The sequence below is a fragment of the Anaerostipes sp. Marseille-Q3525 genome (assembly GCF_018223505.1).
Lineage (GTDB): Bacteria > Bacillota > Clostridia > Lachnospirales > Lachnospiraceae > Anaerostipes > Anaerostipes amylophilus.
The window spans coordinates 67,061-88,760 of record NZ_JAGTTT010000010.1; the positions used below are offsets into that span (position 1 = coordinate 67,061).

Below are 21,700 nucleotides of genomic sequence, written 5' to 3' on the forward strand. Positions count from 1 at the left end.
GGAGGAAATAACCTATATGGGAAAAATACTAGCATGGACAGAGGGCACCTTTGTCGATTTAACAGATGGAAAGCAGATTCAGGCTTATTTAAATTATAATCAGCCATTGACAATACAATACGATCCGAACCAAGCTCAGAACTATGCACCAGACTGGGGAACAAATAAATTAACTATCACACCAGTAATTCTTGTGGACAATGAAAGAGTTGCACCAAACGCAAATGGAATGTCAATTATTTGGCAACGTAGAGTGGGTTCTGGATCGGTTACAAATTTGGTAACAGGCGAGACTGTTTCTTCTGGTGTATTAAATGTAAGTAAAAATATGATGGTTGCTGGATCTGTGGAGCTTTTATCGTATATTTGTACAATTACTTATACAGATCCAGATACAAAACTTGTAGCAGAAACACAACAGCAGATCACATTCAGTCTTAATAAGAATGCATTGGAGCTTTCAGAATGTTCTATTACAGGTGAAACTTCATTTAAATATAATGGTTCTGGAAAATTAGTATCTGCTTCTTCTATTGCATTAACAGCCAACTTAACAAATTGTACATTAAAACAATGGCAATATAAAAAAGCAGATGGGTCTTATGCGGTTTATCCAAACTCTGGGACAAGCACTACATTAACTGTCAAAAACACTGATGCTGTATTCTTCAATGAAGTTGCAACAATTAAACTCGTTACAAACATGGACGGGCTAATTGATATTCATCAGATTCAAAATGTGCGAGATGGTGCCGCAGGTAGCGATACTTATACTTGTCAAATGACTAATGATGTATTTTCTGTTTCTTGTACTTCTTCAGGAACTCCAAAAACAGGTGCCTTCACAGGATGTGACTCTGCAATGGCTATTTGGAAAGGTGGTAACGACGATACCGCAAACTGGAATATCACAGCTACTCCTAGTACAGGTGTAACAGGATCTTTTGATTCTGACACACACAAATATACTGTTACAGGCTTAACAGTAATGTCAGGATACGTTGAATTTATTGCAACAAAAACCGGATGTGCTACTATCACAAGACGATTCAATATACATAAAGATACATCTGGAGCCGATGGAAAAGATGCACAAATCTTCGAAATTTCATCTGATGTTGCGGTTATGAAATTAAATGCTTCTGATGTCTATGTGCCAACAAGTGTTAAATTTTCTGGGACAAAGAGGGTTGGAAATGCTACAGTAGCAGCAGCTTACTCAGGTAGATTCAAAGTATACGAAACAACTGATGGAACAACTTACACTTTAAAATACACTTCTTCTTCTGATCAAACTTCCATTACATATACTCCATCTTCAACATCTGTAAAGATTATCAAAGCAGAACTTTATGCATCTGGGAACACTACACAGCTTTTAGATAGCCAAACTGTTGCAGTTGTGCCTGATGGCAAGAAAGGAGATACGGGTGCAGCTGGTAAGGATGCCGTTGCAGTAAACTTAGGAAACTTCCATGAAAGTATTCCTTGTGACACGTCTGGAAAGGCAAAAGAAGCTAGAGATATTACAATTCCATTTGAATGTAATAAAGGTGGAGTCAGAGTTGCAGGAACAGCGACCGTTGGAACATTGCCTAGCGGAGTAACAGTAAAAACAAATACAGCGGCTACGGCATCTGCCGATGGAGCAATCGTATTAACTGTTGCGAAAGATGCAGTGCTGTCAAGCACAGCCAATTCAGGCGAAATTACAATTACCATTAGTGCTGCTTCAGTAACAAGGACTTTTAAGTTTTCATGGTCTAAATCTGTACAGGCACTAAATGGTACAAGTGCTGTATTGTTACAGGCTTACCCTCAGGGAGATGGGTTAATTTATAATGGTAACAATAATGTTGTCTTACAAACTTTATTACAAAATGGAACAACCGCTGTAACTGCTTCGAGTTATCAATGGGCAAAATTTACAGGAAAGGGGTATACAAATCTTGAGGGTAAAACACAATCTACATTGACAGTAACGCCAGATATGGTTGATTCATTTGCGTCCTTTAGAGTTTCCGCAGTCTATGGTGGAAAAACTTATAACGCATATAGTGTGGTTCAGGATAAAACAGACCCATGTACAGCTACATTAAGAAGTTCTATCCCTATGACAATTAAAAATGGACAGGGAGCTGGTGGAGCATGGATTCAGGTGTTAAGAAATGGTATAGAAATTGATGCTCCTAAATCAACTGATTTCTTAACAAAAGCACCTAACAGTCCTACAAGCGGAGATTTTTATTATGCGGTAAATACGTCTGCAAAAACTGTAACTTTAATGAAATACGATGGTTCTAAATGGGCACCCGCTCCATCCAGTGATCAGGCAACATTAACATATAAGTGGTATAGAAAAAATGCACAAGGAGAATCACTTGATACAACAACTCCTTATGCAACAGGGAAAGCTATCTTTGTAGATAGTTCTGTAATTCAAGGAACAATAAGTTTTGATATAGAAATTTCAGAATCTTAAAAGCAATGGTATGTGTTTAAACACAGAGTCATTACTTTTTTGATTCTGTGTTTAAATAAAGGAGGAAATTATACGTGAATAAAACTATTGCTTGGGCGGAAGGCACATTTGTTAACGTGACGGAACCTTTCACAGTCATGTTAACAAATGAAGCACAGCAATTCGCCACAGATTCAAATAGAAAAGTAACTTCCGCACAAAGTTACTATACAGACATTATTGTTATTCGTGGTAGTCAGGAACGGACTGATTACACGATTGGAAATATTACTTCTGGTAGTGGAATCACTGTCAGTAAGAGTAGTAAAAGAGTTACATTTAGTGTGAGTGCTGACACTACTATTGGTGCCGATACAGGAGTTATTGAGATCCCTATTACACTTGATGGACAGACTGTTAAAAAACAGTTTTCTTGGAGTTGTGGAAAACAGGGACCTCAGGGTGTTAAGGGTGAAGACGGAAGTAATTTTGCTTGGAACTTACTAAAAGGTACTGGAACTGCTAAGGAGTTTACACCTAAAGGAAATTTAACAAATCAAACAACGTTATTTAATAAATTAGATTTATCTGGTCAAACACTAAAAGAAGGAGATAAATTTGTTATTTCTTGTGACCTTGAATGGACTCAATTTACACAAGGCACAAGTGGTACATTTGATTATTGGTTTCAAGGATCTGTTGATTATAGCTGGTCATATGATAACATTTTTACACAAGGATTACAGAAAGTACAACCTACAAAAGCAGAAATTCTTGCTTCTGATGGTAAGAAACACTTGTCTGCGGTTTGCACTATGAAACAATCATTACTTGATAAGAAAATTTTTGAAATTGGTATTAGGTTTGACAATACTGACGGTACTGGAAAAATCAAGATCAGCAATCTTAAAATCGCAAAAGAGGATAAAGAATCTCCATGGTGTTTACATCCAGATGAACTCAAAGGAGCAACTGGAGACAAAGGTAAATCAGTTCAAAGCGTAATTGAATATTACCTTGCTACTTCTGCTTCTACAGGCGTCACAACCTCAACAAGTGGTTGGTCTACTGATCCTACAACTCAGAAATTAACAGCAGAAAAGAAATATCTTTGGAATTGCAAGCAAACTGTATATGATGATGGAACTAGAGGAAGTATTACGAGTCCTGTTATTTGTGGTACTTACGGTGATAAGGGTGACACTGGGCAAAAAGGTCAAGATGGTACATCTATAAAAATCACATCTAAATCAGTTACATATCAAACGTCAACTTCTGGCACAACAGCACCTACAGGAACGTGGTCAACTACTGTTCCTACGGTTAATAATGGGCAATATCTCTGGACTAAAACTACAGTACAATACTCAGATGGTAATAAAACAGAAGCATACAGTGTATCTTACAAAGGCACAAACGGTACGAACGGAACTTCTGTAACTGTAAGTAAAACGGAAGTTACTTATCAAGTTAGTACAAGTGGTACTACTGCCCCTACAGGTGCATGGAGTACGACAATGCCAAGTTGCGACCAAGGGCAGTATTTATGGACTAAGACTTATGTTAAGTATTCAGATGGGAAAGATACTACTTCTTATAGTGTTAGTTATAAGGGAGTTGATGGTGAGAAGTTTAGTTGGAATGCACTTATTGGATCATCATTTTTATATAACTCACTACCAAATAACGTAAATTTTTCAATGGCAACTGTAAACAATGTTTCTGCAACTGCATTTACTACAAATGGTTTGCATTATAAAGCAACGGCTTCTAATGGTGCACCAAATAGTTCTCGTGGAGTAAAAATTAATTCTTCTGTTTTGGATTTGAAAGTTGGTGACACTGTTACTTTTAGCTGTGATGTTAAAGGTACTTTTGGTACAAAGAATAATGGTTTATGTCTTATGCATGCAACAACTACAGATAATAATTCTTGGGCAGCTGTACACAACGGATTAAAATATTCAACTTCCATTCCAGACTGGACGAGAAAATCGAAAACATACATAATCCCGTCTAATATCAAAATAGAAAGTGACGGTAGTTTTTATTTGTATTTCTACTTTGGTGGTGGTACTGGTTCCGAAGTTGATGTTTATGTAAGAAATATTCAATTAGAAAAAGGGTCTGCTGCTTCCCCTTGGGCACCTCACCCAAAAGACCTAGAAGGTCGTGGAGTTTCCCAAACAGTTCAATACTACCTAGCAACATCTCAAGCCTCTGGAGTAACTTCTTCTACTTCTGGTTGGAGTACAGACATTACAACTCAAAAACTCACTGCGGATAAAAAATATTTATGGAATTGTTATCAGACTAAATATTCAGATGGCACGAGCGAACCTATTAGCACACCTAAGGTTATTGGTGTATATGGAGATAAAGGACAAAACGCCAAAAACCTCTCTATCACACCTTCATCTCAATACTTCAAATCTACAGATGGTGGTAAAACATTTGCACCAAACACAATTACAATCAAACCTACTATTCAGGGAGAAATCAGTTTTGGTAAATGGCAGTACAGTATTGATGGTGGCGTTAGCTTTGCTGATGTTGTGAGTGGACAGAAAGGCTTGACGATCAATAATAATATGTTGGCTGTTAGCAAAGATAGTAGTTTATACAGTGATGCTGTTACTATGGTTACTTTCAGAGCTGTGGCTAGTGATAGTAGCTTTTATGATACTTGTAGTATTGCTAAGATTTATGATGTGAGTGATATTGGTGATGGTAGGAATTTATTGTTGAACACATCTTCTTATAGAGAATCAAATCCGCTGGAGCGTACTGGTTTGAAAACAGATGATTGGTCAACATATCCTAAAATCATTACCTCTATTGATCTGAGTGTAAATCAAAAATATACTTTACAAGCAAAAACTGATAGTAATTGGGCAACAAAACATGACACGGGGGGACATACTCCATCAGAAAAATTGGTGGGGTTGTGGCTTGTAAGTGACGACACTAATACTTTTTTGGATATGTCAAAAGGATATGCTGTTTTTACTGTCCCTAAAACAACTAAATATAAACTTAGAGTTAATCAGTATTCAGATGGTACTAATTCTTACACAATTAGGTTATGGGACATTAAACTAGAAAAAGGACAATCTGCGTCAGGATGGTCAGCTGCTCCCGAAGATGTCCAAACAGCGATTTTATCTACCAAATCAGAGATCTCTGATGTGAGTTTAAAGGTGGATAAAAACAAGCAGGCTATTGAACAAAGAGTGGAAAAGACTACTTATCAGCAAGATTTGAACTTGGTTAAGGGTGATATTAGCAAAGCGAATGAAGGACTGAATAAGTGGAGATATGAGATTTATCCTAAGAGTTTGTTTGCAAGTGAATATCAAGGCAAGAGTACAATGGATGTATTTGCTAAGAATACAAATCTTACACCTAGTCAGAGTGTATTAATTAATGATACGGATTTTGGGAAAAGCTGGGCTTATGGAGATAACTATATTGGCTACGCTCTTACTTTTGTGAAGTTCTCTGCTGCTAAAAGTGTTGCGATTACATTTAAGCATGACGATGGAGCACATTTGTACTTAAATGGCAAATTAATTGGCGGAGATGATACATGTAATACTAGTAGTGGGGAATCATTAACGCTTAGTTTTATCCAAGGTTGGAATTGTCTTGAGGTAGTTTTAAATGAAAAATCTGGTGGTGAATATATTGGATTAGGTACAACTATTTCTGCTCTGTCAGAATGTCAGCTCATGAACTGTTACTATGGTACACCTGTTGCTAGACAATCACATATTACGAATCAGCTGGTGGAAAACATGACTAATATTAATGGTATTAGTACGAAAGTCAGTAAGGTCATGAGCGTAATTGGTGAGGACGGTAAGAATTTTACTGACTTTAAGAATGACTACAGTGATTTTAAGCAAACAATGAATGGATTTAAAACGACTGTTGGTCAAACTTATGTGACTAAGGATGATTTTAATGGACTTGAGATTGGTGGAAGAAATTTATTGCTGTATTCTCAAACTATTAGAGCACATAATAATTATTATGGTGTTAGTTATTTAATAGACGAAGTCGAAACATTTAACGGATGCCCTGTATGGTCGGTTAAAGATCAATGGGGAAAGTTGGCGTGGTCGTTCAAATCACATGTTATTGATAGAGGATTAGTTAAAGTTGGAGATACATTGACATACTCCTTATACGCCAAAACAAATAACGCATCTGGAAAAAGCATTAGTTGTTCGTACCGATTCAAAGGAAACGCACAGGCTTATTGGTTCAAAGGTTCAGCTTTTAATATTGGTACAAGTTGGGCAAGATATTCTGCCACATTTACAGTTACAAAAGATATGTTGGCAACTGATACATATATGAACGAAATTGGATTCGAAGAAACAGTTTCTATGTCTGGAGACGATAAAGTTTACTTTGCATGTCCTAAACTTGAGCGTGGAACAAAAGCAACCGATTACACTGAAGCTCCTGAAGACGATAAAATTAACGGTCAGAACTTAGTAAGTAATCTTCCTTCTAATTGGGAGCAAGGAACTGTCTCAGAAAGTTCTGCTGTTGGAACAACATATGCCAACACCAAAAGTTCTAACGCTGATACCATTCGTCCAAAAGAATTAATTCCTGTCCATGGAGACATTACGATTTCAGCTGCTTATTCAAATCAATCTAAGAAACCTATTAGACATTGGATTGCTGCATATGATATTAATAAAAATTATCTTGGACAAGATTATGTTTTATGTGCGTGGAATGACTTCCCACAAACTCTTAATATGAAGGATGCTAAATATATAGCCATTATGGTTGGTTATACTGATGGTTCACCCATTGCTCCTTCTGACATTTCACAAATCTGTTTAAAGATCGAACGTGGTACTTCTGCTACACCATTCACATTAGCACCAGAAGATGTAAATGGAAAGATTGTTAATGTAGAAACTATTGCTAATCAGACCGCTAATAAATTTGAGTGGATTGTTAAAAGCGGAGATAGTTCTAGTAATTTTACTTTAACTGATCGTGTTGCTGATCTTGTCGCTGAGAGGATTAACTTCAAGGGGTTGGTTACTTTTAGTGGGTTAAGTACTGATGCTAAAAATGAAATTGGAAAAGTAGCACAGAGTAAAGTCGATGGTTTAGAGGTTGGTGGCAGGAATTTATTAGTTCAAAAAAATATCACAGAAGGCTATTTGTCTACAGATGGTAAAGGAAGTTTTATTGGTTCTGGCGGTGGAGATCAAACTAGTGATTGGATAGATGTTTCAGGAAATAAATATATAACAGTTACTCTATATGAAGATTTTACAAACACAAATAATTCAGGAAGATATTGTGAGTATGATGCCGATAAAAATTGTATAAATACTGTTGTTTATAATCCAAGACAAAAAAGCAGTATTATTATAGAACTGAAAAGCAATACAAAGTATATAAGAGTTACTGCAATAGAATGCAAAACACGAAGGTATAAGATTGAAGCAGGAAACAAAGCCACAGATTGGACTCCTGCTCCTGAAGATGTTTCTCAGGATGCAACTAATAAAGCAAGTCAAGCTTTAACAGATGCCGAAAACTACTCTTCTAATGCAGTTAACTGGGTAGCTAGCAATGGTTCATCAACAACAAGTCTTAATTCAATGGTTAAAAAATGGACAGATGGAGCAGTAAGTGACACTACGCAGATGAATGGTGGATGGATTAAAGCAAATACTATTACTGCTAGTAAGATAGCTATTGGGGATTTTACGAATTATTGTCAATTAAATAAAGACACCGCATCTTATTATGGTTTTACAGCTACAGATGATACAAAAGGCGTTTGGTTTACTGCTAATCCGATAGACAGAGATAAGGATATTTCTCAATGGTTTACATGTGAAGGTGGTCAAAAATTATATGTAGAATATGATTTATCAACTACTGTGAAAGGTAAACTTAAGGCTTCTGATACCGACATTTCTTATTTAACGTCTGGGATTATGATATTTGTAACCAATGGTACTAAGGAAATTATTTCATATACGAGATCCAAAGGCGTAACGGCTACATCAGATGGGGCAATTACACATATTAGTGTAGTTGAAACATTGCCAGCTGACGCAAGATTTTTTAGGGTTATTTTACAAACCGATGGGCAAGGAAATACATTTTCTGGCACATTAAAGATTCGTAACCCTCAAGTTAGAAAAGCTACAACTGGTAAACTTATCGTAGACGGTTCTATCACAGCCGATAAAATCGCAGCTAATGCTATTACAGCAGATAAAATCGCAACAGATGCCATTAAATCTCACAACTACATCTCTTCTGGTGGTACGCAGGGATCATTTTTGAATTTGAAGGATGGCAGCTTTACAGCCCCTAATTTGAGTTGGGATTTAAATGGTAATTTGATTGCCAAGAATGCGAACTTGAGTGGTGAGATTACTGCTACGAAAGGTAAGATTGGTAAATACACTATTACTGATCAATGGTTAATTACTGGTTCTGGTTCTACTGCGAGTGGTTTTGGTGGAAATCAGGCTTTCTGGGCAGGAAGTAGTAGTTCCAATGATGCTCCTTTCCGAGTTGGCTATAATGGCAAATTATATGCTAATGGTGCTACTATTTCAGGTGATATAACCGCTACGACTGGCAAGATCGGTGATTTAACACTAAAGGATGGAATACTGACAGGCACTGGAAGTTATAGTGAACCTTATACCGAAGATGATGATGGTACAGTAACCTCTACCATTACAACCAACTATATTACAAAACTGTTTGGTAAGGGATTAACTATTGATTCAACAGTTAAATATTCAGACGAGGACGATGTTTACTCCTATAAGGTAAGTGTCTTACCTGATGAAATTTCTTTTACAGACGGAGAAGAAATAGGTATGTTGGGCGCAGGTGGATTACAAATCTTGCAAGTTAACGACAATTCTGATAGCTATAGTAGCGAAGCTAATGAAGTTTCGTTATCAAGCGGCGCTTCTAATTTCTATTACACTACCCCTGTTAATCAGACTACCGACAAATACTTGCATGTTTGTTTTTCTGCTGATGGTGCGTCTTTTATGGCGTCTCAAGGAGATAAATTTAATTCTTTTGATATAGGGTATTCTAGTGCAAAATATTCTGGTAATTTCGCTGCAAATAAATTCGTGTATACAGGAAATTCTTTAAACTATGTAGAATGCCTTGAAGCTAACGATACAACAAATATTTATTTTCATTCAAATGGTTACTATTCATTCAGAGTAAACAATGAAGGCAACTGGAGCAATGAAACTCAATCTGTTTACATTACCGGACGTGGAATATCTGTTCCTGGACAAATTGGATTATATTCACAAGAAATGAGCAATTATGTCGCTAGATACTATATTGCAGGTTCAACCAAATCAACAGCTATCGGTAACAACAGTTATCAAACACGAATCTATGGATCATCTGTATGGGCAAATAAAGCTGTTTCCACTTCTGATGTTCGTCTAAAACAAGATTTCCAATCTTTAGATAAATTTGAAGACTTATATATGCAATTGCAGCCAGTAAGCTTCAAATATATTGATGGCTATGATAAATCTGAAGACAGATATTTTGGATTAAAAGCACAACCAACAGAAAAATTGTTTGAAGATATGGGTGAAAATCCAGATGATTATGCAATGTTCAACAAATTCGGCATTGATCACGAAGATATCAAAGAAAGAATCGGATATGATGTAGACTTTGATGAAGAACACGGATTAGACTACACAAATCTAATTACTTTGAATACTCACATGGTTCAGAAAACTCGTAGAGAATTAGCCGAACTTCAAAAAGAAAACGCTGAACTTAAAGATATGCTTAAAACAATCGTGAAAAAAATAAATATGTAACAAAAATTAAATAACTACTACACAGATTAGAGCAGTTTTCGGACTGCTCTTTTTGTATGCTCAAAAACAGAAAGAAAGGTGAAATACATATGGTATACACAGTTAAATTAGATGGCTCTGACGACAAAGTATTTAATCTTATGCAGTTTGATTCTATGACTTTTGACATGGAATGTAAACTTGTCGTTTGCACAGATGATCTAAAAGAGGTTAAATCAGCATTTACAAACTTTAAAACATTAGACATCTACAGAGATGATGTGCAAATTGCAACTTACACATGTTTTAACAATTACAAAGAAATCTCTTTGCAGCAAGGATTATATAACAATTCTAATGGAGAATGGGAAGATGCGCTGATCGTATCTCTTACAAGAGCAAATATTGTAGAACAGGTGCAGCGACTTGATGAAAAAGTTAATCAGATCGTTGACGTTAACACACTAAGCCTTGATGAGTACAAGAACTATCTACAGGAGAAAAACAAAGCTGCTCTTGCTGAGTTCTTAACAAGTCAGAGTGTTGAATTCAATGGCAAGCCTTATGGAGTCAGCGAAGAAGATCAGAATGAAATGGCTCTGAACTTTATGCAGTATCAGGCTCTTACTACTGCTGGTCAGCAAGTAACTCTTGAATGGCATAGTAAGAAGAGTGCGTGTGAAACATTCACTGCTGAGGAATTTGTGCAGTTAACAGCAATGATCAAGGCATTTGTCTATCCTTACTTTCAGCAGATGAATGTAATCAAAGCGCAAATCTTTAGTGCTACTAGCAGAGAAGAATTGGACAAGATTGAAATTAAATATGAAGTAATTCCTGTACAGTCAACAGAATCTACTACTCCTTCAGATGGAAAAGATTCAACTACGACTGATAAGACAGATGAAACAGGAAAAGATTCAGTTACGACTGAAGAATAATTAGTTTAATAGAGAAAAGGAGAAAATTAATATGGAAATGACAAATATGCAGGCAGATATGATCTTAGGACAGTTAAATACAATTTATGCATTCCTTATGAAAAACAGTGAATTAGTACCATGTACTTTAAGTGCTGGGCTTGCCAAGAATATTAGAAAGATTCAAGGAGAGCTGAAGGAATATTTTGAAGAAAAACATAAACTCTTACAGAAATATGATATCACTACTGATGCCCAGATCAATGGTACAGAGAACGGGCAGAAATTCTTAGCAGAGTTTAATCCTTTAAGCATGGAAAACTCAGGGGTTGAGTTCCATAAGATGAGAATGACTTTTAGCGAAGTTTGTGATGTTATTGAGAATTGTCAAGGAATTCTTGAGGGAGACATCATGATTTTACAGCTTATTTGTAAAGACGAGGATCAAAAAGAAGGTGAATAAATGTTGCATGTAAAGAAATCATGTAAATATCTTATCTTATTCCTCATTGGGGCATTTGCTTATTGTGGAATTGAAATCATCTGGCGAGGATATACACATTGGACAATGGGAGTGTTAGGCGGTACTTGCTTCATTCTTATTGGACTAATCAATAACAGTCGCTTCTTCTACCATCTTATGCCCTTTCGTGAGCAGATGGTTCTCGGAGGATTGATTGTTACTGTAATGGAATTCATAGCAGGTTGTATTTTAAATTTATGGTTAGATTTAGGCATTTGGGATTACTCTCAGATGCCTTTTAATCTGTGTGGGCAGATTTGCTTACCTTATACAATCTTATGGATTCTATTGAGTGCAGTGTGCATTGTTGTAGATGATTGGTTGAGATATTTATTATTTGGAGAAAAAAAACCAGAATATGTTTGGTAAAGACTTAAAGGAGTGATTTTTATAAAATAATCGAGGTAATTACATGATGGAAAATTGGAATATTATAATTAATTTTTTATCTCAACATGGGGCTGCATTGATAGTGTTTGTCTTTGCGGTTCTTTTGTTTGCAGATAAAATTTTTGATGTCACTTCCAAATTAAACGAAAAGTTTGGTTTTGAGACACGTGCCTCATTAGAAAAGAAACATCAAAAAGAAGTGATTGAACAACAACGCTTAATGATCGATAAGCATACAGAAACTTTGGATAAACTAACACAGATTTTGAGCAATCAGAATAAAGATATTCAAGTTATCAAAGACATGATGAGAGAGCAAGCCGCATTATTAACAGACCAAAAGGTAGGCATGGAACGACTATTTGCACATACAGCTGAACTGGCTAAAAAATTAGATGATGCGTGCGTAATAGACGTTGCTTTATCTGAAGGTGTTGCTGCAATGTTAAGAGACAGAATCAAACAAGCCCACAGGTATTACAAGCAAAAAGGTTGTATTTCCCCTACGGGGCTTGAAAACATCAATGCTATTTATAAGGTATACCATGACCAATTACATCAAAATGGCGTTGGAGAAAAAATGTACAAAGAAATTAAAGCATTGCCTATTAAGGATGAAGAGTCATTCTTGTAGGTCTTTTTTTATTGCAAAGGAGGATTGCATTATGAACAAATTTAAAGAATTTTTAGCAGACATTAACTGGAGTGAAGTAAAACCACATACTGTTGTAAGCTTGATTTTACAGGTGTTAGCGTGGATCAATATGGGATTAACTGCGGCAGGCAAACCAGTGATTGACGTACATGAAGATGTGATTAACCAAGTAGTTGGTATTGCTTTTGTAGTTGGAACATCTCTGTATGGAGATTGGAAAAATCATAGTTTTACATGGACAGCTCAGTTTGCAGATGAAATTGCTTACGCTCTGAGAGACGGTAGATTAACTCTTGAAGAGGCTGAGGAAATCAAGAATAAGATTGGTCAAAAAGACGTGATCGTAAAAGTTGATAAGGATTTATTTGAAAAAGAATTAGATGATGTTGCAGAAGGTAAAGAGTCTGACGACATTGTTGGATAATTTGCTAAGTGAGTAATTAGTAATTGAATAATTAGTTATTGGGCAGTCGCTGTTATGGTGACTGCTCTTTTTAGATTGGAGGAAATATTATCGAGGAGAATTTTTGGGACACAAAAGTGGATTTCCGTGATGAAACTAAGTGGAAAGTTTATGTACATACCAGTCCTAGTGGGAAGATGTATGTGGGGATAACAAGTAGAGATGTAAGACAAAGATGGCAAAATGGGCGTGGTTATATCAAGAACGATCATTTTTATAGGGCTATCCAAAAGTACGGATGGAACAAATTTGAGCATGAAGTGATAGCAGAGAATCTTACCAAGGATGAAGCTTGTGAGATGGAAAAGGTATTGATTAAAGAGTTGAAAAGTAATGATTACCATTTTGGATACAATTTGTCTGCTGGTGGAGAAGGCGGTGCAGGTATTTATGGCTATAACAGTCACAATTTTATTGATTTAACTGGTCAGCGATTCGGGAAATTAACTGTTCTAAAATATGATGAATCTACGATGAAAAGTGGTGTACGGACAAGATGGATATGTAAATGTGATTGTGGAAATGTGGTATCGAGATATGCCGCAAATCTAAAAAATAGCAACAGACATACATGTGGAAAATGTGAAAGTTGTAAGCCTATTCAACATGGAGATGCACGCAAAGGACATAGAAGTAAACTCTATTCTAAATGGAGTACTATGAAATCAAATTGTACAAACCCAAATAGACCTCGTTATCACGTATATGGTGGCAAAGGAATCTCTATTTGTGATGAGTGGTTAAATGATTTTGGAACTTTTCAGAAATGGGCATTAGATCATGGATTTGAAGATGGGGATAAACTATGCCGTAAAGACATGGATAAAAATTTTGAACCTAATAATTGTTATATAAAAAAGAAAAAGAAAGGAGCCTGATATTATGGCATTAAAATTCAAAACAAGAACGGCTAAAAGTGTGAGCTATGGAAGTAAACGTAGCACGAGTTCTATTAAGTTTATTGTAATCCATTTCACAGGTGGGGAGAAAGATAGTGCAAAGAATAACGCAGATTATTTTGCTACTGGTAACACTAGATCTGCTGGCGCACATTATTTTATTGATGATGAAGATATTGTATGGAAATCTGTTCCTGTTAACAGAATAGCATGGGCGGTTGGAGGTTTCTTCACTCAAGCAAATGGGGCAGGAAAATATTATAAAAACTGCACAAACGCAAACAGTCTGAGTATTGAAATGGCAGGTGTAGCTAATGGCGTTTCTAAAAAGACATACAATAATGCTGTTGCATTAACAAAAAAACTAATGAAAAAATATAATATCCCTGCTAGTCATGTTATTCGTCATTGGGACACAAATGGAAAACGGTGCCCAGAACCTTGGTGTGGAAAAAATAATAAACAGTGGGCTAAATTCAAAGCAGACATTTCTGGTTCTACAGTAGTAAAACCAAAAGCATCTTCTAAGTTCAAATCATACAAAGTGAAAGTAACTGCTTCTGCTCTTAACATCCGTAAGACTGCTTCTACTTCAGGTGCTAGAGTAGGATCATATAAGAAGGGAACAACGGTAACAATCAAAGCCGTCAAAAACGGTTGGGGTAAAACAAGTAAAGGTTGGATTAAACTGTCTTATACAAAGAAATGCTAAAGAGTATGAAAAGAGATAAGAAACAGTTATGATTGATTTGACGATCAGTCGGTATTTTCTTTATTAGTTTTCTTTGTCAGTGATAAAGAAATGTTACTCTCTGCTGCGGAGAGGGTAAATATGAGCAGAATAAAAATTTAAGGGTACATCAGATTAATTTCTGGTGTACCCTATTTTTTTACGATTTTAGAACATTGAGTTCTGTTGTTCGAGTGCTACTAATAATGCACCCATTGTCATTGGTTTGATCTTTTCTCCATCTTGAAGTTCTGATTGGTCTATTGGAGAATCTTCATTAATGAAGTCGTAATTTGTGTAAACTGTTACTCCGTCAATCTCTTTGTACCAAACTGCTACAATATAATCATTTCCAAATTCTAAAATATCTTGTTTTAGATCTGCTATAAGCTCTGAGCTTTCATAGATAATATGAGTGTTATTTTGATTAATTAATGCCATATTGTTTCTCCATTCTGATACTTTACGCTTGTATGGTGTAACTTCTCTTCCATGTAGGAACTTTCTTAGATGCATATTGTGCACCCATAATATAATTTAAATAATCCTCATCAACTTTTGCAATCTTCCTTTTCATATGATCGTCATTGTATGAAAATGCATAAAGCATCATTCCGTGTAAAATCTTATCACCAGGGAATACATGCTGTGATGATTCATGTCTCATGAACCTATTGGCTTTTTGATACTCATTCATAACATTTTTGCGAATATTGGTCATGCATGTCATATTTGCATGTTGTTCGATAGATGTTAGAATCATAGGATATGGTTTTTTTAAGCGTGTGCTAATTAATTGAAAGGCACAATTCAAAAAACCGAGAGACCATAATACTTTCTCTCGGTCTGTTGCTTCTGGTTCGTCACCAATCTTACCACCTAACTTCATATGTTCGTAAAATTCATCTCTTTCTTTTTTATCTGAATAAAACATTGTATAACTCCTTTTCTGTGTGAATTGATAGTTATACGCCTTGCGTTACGGTTTAATTAAAGAAAAAGTAATATTACCTCTTCTTATATAAATTTCAAAACACCATGTGTTATGGTTAATAAAATTGTAGTTTTATGTGCAAAAACAACCTACATGAAAATGTTATTTTTTGTTTATTTTACTCATAAAATTAACATTCCACTATGACCCTATTATTCTAAAAATATCATTAGTATACTTTAGATTCCAATATGGATCGATTAAATATGTGGGGGTGCTTTCTTTATAATCATATTAACACCAGAAATAATACATGTCAATATAATTTATTCTACTCTACACATATCATCTATTTCATGCTCAGACAAGTATAAAGGAAGCCCACATTTCTCGTCAAAGAATGTAAGGACATATTCTGTAGAATCAATTCTAGCTCCATATAAGACTGTTTTTATAGGCGTCTGAGAGTCGATTTCTGTGAACTGTACTGTGTCTCCTATATGGAATAATCCGCACTCTGTATTGAGCGTCTGAGTGCTTTCGTTGTATTCGTATATTCTCATTGTGTATCTCCTTAGCTGTTCAAATAACTCTGTGATTGTAATAGGTCTGTATATTCTCCGCAAATATACCATGTGTCAGATGATGGAATGTATTTTAGTATCTTTGTCTTTGTAGAAATGTTAAATCGTTCTAACACTTCTATTCTGCTTTTGTAATATTCTACTTCACGTTCTTGTCTTGCCGAGTTGGTTTCTTTTCTAGTACCCTGTAGGAGTAATTCTCTGATGTGGAATTTTTGAAGCTTACCATAAGAATCTAATATAGACATCCAGATATCAGGAGGCGTGTCTCCTGAGATGTTTATTCTCTTGGTAGCTTCTGGAATGTTTGTTGCATTGTACATTTTATTTCACCTCTTGAGTATTATAGCACGAACGTGTGTTTGGTGTAAAGATAGTTTTGATTTATGAGTATGCGAAAATATTCTTCTTTGGGTTATGTTGTAAGAATACTTTAGTATAACCGTGACATCCTCTCCCACCTATAGAGGTGGGAGCTTCCCTAACCTCGGCAGGTTTGGTTCTCGTTCGATAGCACCAGTGTGCTAAGCATCCGCGAGCTAACCCCGTGTGTCCCACGGTTGTATTATTATGTTGAATTATAGTGATTCCATTACCAGCCGCATTCCCTCGTTTCTGATATTGATCGCTGCATTGATATCTCTGTCATGATGGGTTCCACACTGCGGACAATCCCACTGCCTGAGTGCAAGATCTTTCGTTTTCACATTCTTGTAACCACAGGCTGAACAGATCTGACTGCTTGCAAAAAATCTGTCTACTTTCACAAGCTTTTTCCCCTGTTCCTTCAGTTTGTATTTCAGGAAGGCTGTGAACATTCCCCATCCATTATCTGAAACAGATTTTCCAAAATTCAGCAACTGTGACATCGCTTTCATATTCAGATCTTCCATACATACACAATCATAAGCATTGGCTATCTGCCTTGACTGCTTATGTAGAAAATCTTTTCGCTGATTGGAAACCTTTTCGTGAAGTTTTGCCACCTTTATTCTCTGCTTCCTGCGATTGTTCGAACCTTTCTGCATTTTGGAAAGTCTTCGTTGTTCTCTCGCTAATCTCTTCTCTGCATTCCTGTAATACCCCGGATATGCAGGCTCGTTGCCATTACTGTCACGATATAATCCGTGCATGGAAAAATCCAGCCCCAAAAAATTTTCTATCTCTTTTTCCTGTACCTGATCCTCATACTCAAACAGAATGCTCGCATAGTATTTCCCACTTGATGTCTGACTGACGGTCACTGATCTCAGTTGGTATTCCTTTGGAACATCTCGGTGCTGTTTTAATCGAACCTGTCCAATCTTAGGCAGCTTCAGATATCCATTGGATATCGTTATGTTACTATTGATGCAGACCGTAGAATAGCTGTTTTTATTCCGCTTTTTTGATTTGAACCTTGGAAATCCTGTTTTCGGTTGTTTGAAAAAGTTCTGAAATGCTGTATCAAGATGCCGAAGCGATTGTTGTAAGGATATGCTGTCGACTTCCCGCAAAAATGCGTATTCTTCCGTTTTCTTCATTTCTGCCATTTCTTTTGCACAGACAGTGTATGTTATATTCGTCTTGTTCTCCTCATACTGCCTGATCTTTCGATCAAGCCAATGGTTATACACCATTCTGACACAGCCGAAAGTCTTGGCAAACAGGATCTTTTGTTCATCATTGGGATATATTCTGAATTTATATGCTCTGTTTGCCACTTTTTCACTTCCTTTTTCGTTCCTTTTGCCCCTGGCTTTCTATATATTTTTTTATTACTTCAATTGGAGCTCCTCCCGTTGTGATCAGACAAAAACTCTGGCTCCAGAAATGTTCTTCCCACAGTTTTTTTCTTATCTGCGAAAATTCCTTCTTCAGTAGTCTGCTACTGGCACTTTTATAAGCATTGATAAATTTACTAAGTTCTGTATTGGGGTGTGCCCTGAAAAGTATATGTACATGATCTTTATCGTGATTCCATTCTTCAAGAATGATATTGTAGTTTGGAGCAATATACTCAAATATCTCTTTCGCCCTGTTGGAAATATCACCATCGAAAACCTGCCTGCGGTACTTAACCACAAGCACAAGATGATAGTTCAGCAAAAATACTGAATGTGCATTATTATCTAATTTCACTATATTTCATCCCTTCCTTATTATTCGACTGAATATATTATACTATGGCTAAAATACAATATCAAGTAGATAACGGACGCAATTCATCTCCCACCTTAGAGGTCGGAGTCTTCTTGCTGAAAGAGGATAAAAACGTAAAAAAATAAACCACTCGAAAGTGATTTCAGTTAATTGCTGAGGAATAATTGTATCGCACATACAGGATTCCCTCCTTCTAATTTTTTAAAAATTACTTGACATTTTTTTTAAATATACTAAAATAATATTGTTTGCGTCAGCCCGCAAGGAATTTTAACGAAAATTCCAGACAAACGTTCTGATACCTTGGTTGATACCCTTCTTAAAATAAGGTGCTAGAAACCACGTATTTATGCGGGTTTGAGAATACTCTTGCGGGTTCGACTCCCGCCTGGTGCGTATTTTAATAAATAAAATATATTATAGAAATTAAATATCGTCTTTTAAGAGACTATAGATTTTACTGTTTCTGATCGTTAAACAGCAAAGTCTATTGTCTCTTTTTTGTTGTTAAGGAGGAAAATTATTTTATGGATCAGACGTATATGAAAGAAAAACCAATTTTACCATTATTATTATCAATGGCGCTGCCAATGGTAATCTCCATGTTTGTAAACTCATTGTATAACATCATTGACAGTATCTTCGTTGCAAAAATCAGTGAAGATGCAATGAACGCTTTATCTCTTGTATATCCAGTGCAAAATCTGATCAACTCAGTTGCGGTTGGATTTGGCGTTGGAATTAATGCAGTGATTGCAATGTGTCTTGGCGCAGGGAAAGCAAAAGAAGCCAATAAAGCAGCAACACAAGGATTGTTTCTAAATACTATTCATGGAATCATTTTTACGATTGTTGGATTAATGATCATGCCATCATTTTTGGCAATGTTTACAAAAGATCAGACTGTTATCAGAATGGGATTACAATATTCAACCATTGCATTAATGTTTTCAACTATTATTATGGTAAGTATTTCTTTTGAGAAGATTTTTCAGGCAGTTGGAAATATGGTGATCACAATGATTGCTTTGATGACCGGTTGTATTGTAAATATTGTATTAGACCCACTTTTAATCTTTGGAATCGGTTTCTTTCCGAAACTTGGAATTCAAGGTGCGGCACTTGCAACTGGAATTGGACAGAGCAGTACATTGATCATCTATTTATTCGTTTATCTATTTCGTCCAATTCATGTTAAGATCCGAAAAGGTTGTTTAAAACCAGAAGCTGCATGTATTAAAAGATTATATACCATCGGAATTCCAGCAACTTTAAATATGGCATTACCATCTTTCTTAGTGTCTGCTTTAAATGCGATTTTAGCATCATTTTCACAGACTTATGTTGTTGTTCTTGGTGTTTATTACAAATTACAGACATTCTTATATCTGACAGCGAATGGAATGATTCAGGGAATGCGCCCGATTATGAGTTATAATTATGGAGCAAAGGAACCAGCACGTGTCCGTAAGATCTATCTTATGACATTTGAGATTGTTGTTGGAATCATGGCTGTTGGAACTGTCATTTGTTTTACGATACCGCAGACGCTTATGAGTATGTTTACAAACAATCCTGAAACATTAACAGAAGGCACGATCGCACTTCGCATTATTTGTGCAGGATTTGTAGCTTCTTCCGTTTCCGTTGTTTCCGCAGGTGCATTCGAAGCATTAGGAAAAGGTATTCAGTCTTTTATGATCTCATTTTTACGTTATGTTGTTGTGATCATTCCTGCAGCATTTATATTAAGTAAAGCAGTTGGAGTACATGGTGTATGGCATGCATTCTGGGTTGCTGAAATCATTACCGCAGTCATTGCTTTTATCCTTTACTATAAACTTATTGGTAGATCAGGAAAGAACACCGCTACAGTACAGCTTCTTTAAATTTTGACAGATTCTTTAAAAATGCTTACAATAAACAAAAAGAAAAGGAGCGTAAATTATGGGACATATATCAACAATTGAAGTTCGTTATGCAGAAACAGATCAGATGGGGATTGCTCATCATAGTAACTATGCAGTTTGGTTTGAAGTAGCCAGAACTGATTTTATTAAAGCCGCTGGCATTTCTTATACAGATGTAGAAAAAGAAGGAATCATCACTCCATTAACAAGCCTTGAATGCAAATATAAAAAAGCAGCTTTCTATGAGGATCAGTTACAGATTCATGTAAATCTTACCAAGCTGTCTCCTGTTCGTCTAGAGTTTTCTTATAAGGTTACAAGAGGTGATGATCTGATTGCTACTGGGAAGACAACACATGGTATGGTGACAAAAGATCTAAAACCGATCAATGTAAAAAAAGAACACCCGGAAATTTACCGAATGTTCGAAAATGCTTTAGATTAAAGATAGCTTAACTGCTCAATTAAGATCAGGCGCATTAATTGATGTGGAAATGTCATTTTACTAAAACTTAATTTTAATTTCCCTTTGGATATAACTTTAGGTGATAATCCAAGGGAACCGCCAATAATAAATGTAATATTATTTATGGACTCCTTGTTCCACTGATTCCATTTCTTCTGGAATTGTTCTGTGGAATAAGGAGTTCCTTCTATACAGAGAGGAATTACAAAAGATCCTTCTGGAATCTTATCAAGAATTCTCTGTCCTTCAATTTCCTTGATCTTTGCTTCTTCTTTTTCACTGGCGTTATCTGGTGTTTTCTCGTCAGGAAGTTCTATAATTTCAAAATCATATTTCTTGCGGATAATCTTTGTGTAGTGATCGATCAGTTCTCTTAAATATGCTTCTTTAATTTTTCCGACGCAGATCATTTGGATTTTCATATGTTTTTAATACCTTTCTTTATAAATTGATCAACAATTCCCAATAGCCTTTATGACTAGTGCCGATTCGTCTAATTGCCTGCTGTTTTTTCATCTTGTCACATAAGTCTTTTATATCGTTTTCATCAATTTCAAGATATTCACATGGCTCATCATCAACACCAAAAACAATACGTCCTCCTCTTCCATTTGCAAAAGCCACTACTGTTTTCATATATTTTTCGCTTTTTTTAGGCATTTCAACTTTATATTCAATGTTTATTGACTCTCCTGAAAACAACTTATTTTTCAATATGACTTCTCCTATCATCGTTCATTCAAACTATACTTAATACTATATAAATA

19 protein-coding genes are annotated in these 21,700 nt (G+C 35.8%); 11 read left to right on the forward strand and 8 right to left on the reverse strand.

Translation table 11 applies throughout. From position 1 onward, the window contains the following. Positions 1-16: 16 nt before the first annotated feature. The 9 genes from KE503_RS06630 to KE503_RS06670 all read left to right on the forward strand — a co-directional run bounded on the left by KE503_RS06630 (position 17) and on the right by KE503_RS06670 (position 14,879). Positions 17-2,482, forward strand: coding sequence for a hypothetical protein (locus KE503_RS06630; RefSeq protein ID WP_212384795.1), 2,466 nt, complete (start codon positions 17-19; stop codon positions 2,480-2,482). A 74-nt stretch (positions 2,483-2,556) separates the two neighbouring features. Then, a complete protein-coding gene (locus KE503_RS06635) occupies positions 2,557-10,338 on the forward strand; it encodes a tail fiber domain-containing protein (protein ID WP_212384796.1) in 7,782 nt (2,593 codons plus the stop codon). 89 nt (positions 10,339-10,427) lie between these two features. Next, positions 10,428-11,258, forward strand: a complete 831-nt coding sequence (locus tag KE503_RS06640; protein ID WP_212384797.1) for a hypothetical protein — start codon at positions 10,428-10,430, stop codon at positions 11,256-11,258. Positions 11,259-11,289: 31 nt separating this feature from the next. Beyond that, entirely contained in the window at positions 11,290-11,700 is a 411-nt protein-coding gene (locus KE503_RS06645) for a hypothetical protein (protein ID WP_212384798.1), read from the forward strand. Further along, the gene (locus KE503_RS06650) at positions 11,701-12,129 is read left to right on the forward strand and encodes a putative ABC transporter permease (protein ID WP_212384799.1); all 429 of its coding nucleotides are present in this window, start codon (positions 11,701-11,703) and stop codon (positions 12,127-12,129) included. Positions 12,130-12,172: 43 nt separating this feature from the next. After that, positions 12,173-12,784, forward strand: a complete 612-nt coding sequence (locus KE503_RS06655; protein ID WP_212384800.1) for a hypothetical protein — start codon at positions 12,173-12,175, stop codon at positions 12,782-12,784. Between the two features lie 31 nt (positions 12,785-12,815). Further along, the gene (locus KE503_RS06660; RefSeq protein WP_212384801.1) at positions 12,816-13,229 is read left to right on the forward strand and encodes a phage holin; all 414 of its coding nucleotides are present in this window, start codon (positions 12,816-12,818) and stop codon (positions 13,227-13,229) included. Between the two features lie 116 nt (positions 13,230-13,345). Beyond that, positions 13,346-14,146, forward strand: coding sequence for a GIY-YIG nuclease family protein (locus KE503_RS06665; protein WP_212384802.1), 801 nt, complete (start codon positions 13,346-13,348; stop codon positions 14,144-14,146). Positions 14,147-14,150: 4 nt separating this feature from the next. Next, positions 14,151-14,879 (forward strand): N-acetylmuramoyl-L-alanine amidase, encoded by a 729-nt coding sequence (locus tag KE503_RS06670; RefSeq protein WP_212384803.1) that lies wholly within the window; start codon positions 14,151-14,153, stop codon positions 14,877-14,879. A gap of 186 nt (positions 14,880-15,065) precedes the next feature. On the opposite strand, the gene KE503_RS06675 is transcribed toward KE503_RS06670, so the two are convergent. The 6 genes from KE503_RS06675 to tnpA form a co-directional block, all read right to left on the reverse strand. Then, positions 15,066-15,338 (reverse strand): hypothetical protein, encoded by a 273-nt coding sequence (locus KE503_RS06675; RefSeq protein WP_212384804.1) that lies wholly within the window; start codon positions 15,336-15,338, stop codon positions 15,066-15,068. A gap of 22 nt (positions 15,339-15,360) precedes the next feature. Continuing rightward, entirely contained in the window at positions 15,361-15,831 is a 471-nt protein-coding gene (locus tag KE503_RS06680) for a hypothetical protein (protein WP_212384805.1), read from the reverse strand. 326 nt (positions 15,832-16,157) lie between these two features. Then, positions 16,158-16,394, reverse strand: a complete 237-nt coding sequence (locus KE503_RS06685) for a hypothetical protein (RefSeq protein WP_212384806.1) — start codon at positions 16,392-16,394, stop codon at positions 16,158-16,160. A gap of 11 nt (positions 16,395-16,405) precedes the next feature. Beyond that, positions 16,406-16,738: a hypothetical protein gene (locus tag KE503_RS06690; protein WP_212384807.1), complete on the reverse strand. Its 333-nt coding sequence runs from the start codon at positions 16,736-16,738 to the stop codon at positions 16,406-16,408. Between the two features lie 255 nt (positions 16,739-16,993). Beyond that, entirely contained in the window at positions 16,994-18,118 is a 1,125-nt protein-coding gene (gene tnpB, locus KE503_RS06695; RefSeq protein WP_212384808.1) for an IS200/IS605 family element RNA-guided endonuclease TnpB, read from the reverse strand. 4 nt (positions 18,119-18,122) lie between these two features. Then, on the reverse strand, positions 18,123-18,536 hold the full coding sequence (tnpA, locus tag KE503_RS06700; protein ID WP_212384809.1) for an IS200/IS605 family transposase: 414 nt from the start codon (positions 18,534-18,536) through the stop codon (positions 18,123-18,125). A 548-nt stretch (positions 18,537-19,084) separates the two neighbouring features. On the opposite strand from tnpA, the gene KE503_RS06705 reads away from it, so the two are divergent. Then, positions 19,085-20,446, forward strand: coding sequence for an MATE family efflux transporter (locus tag KE503_RS06705; protein ID WP_212384810.1), 1,362 nt, complete (start codon positions 19,085-19,087; stop codon positions 20,444-20,446). Positions 20,447-20,504: 58 nt separating this feature from the next. Continuing rightward, the gene (locus tag KE503_RS06710) at positions 20,505-20,912 is read left to right on the forward strand and encodes an acyl-CoA thioesterase (RefSeq protein WP_022375476.1); all 408 of its coding nucleotides are present in this window, start codon (positions 20,505-20,507) and stop codon (positions 20,910-20,912) included. On the opposite strand, the gene rlmH is transcribed toward KE503_RS06710, so the two are convergent. Further along, entirely contained in the window at positions 20,909-21,355 is a 447-nt protein-coding gene (gene rlmH, locus KE503_RS06715; RefSeq protein WP_022375475.1) for a 23S rRNA (pseudouridine(1915)-N(3))-methyltransferase RlmH, read from the reverse strand. The two genes, KE503_RS06710 and rlmH, sit on opposite strands and share 4 nt — an antisense overlap. A 19-nt stretch (positions 21,356-21,374) precedes the next feature. Continuing rightward, the gene (locus tag KE503_RS14495) at positions 21,375-21,647 is read right to left on the reverse strand and encodes an AlbA family DNA-binding domain-containing protein (protein ID WP_022375474.1); all 273 of its coding nucleotides are present in this window, start codon (positions 21,645-21,647) and stop codon (positions 21,375-21,377) included. Between the last annotated feature and the right edge of the window lie 53 nt (positions 21,648-21,700).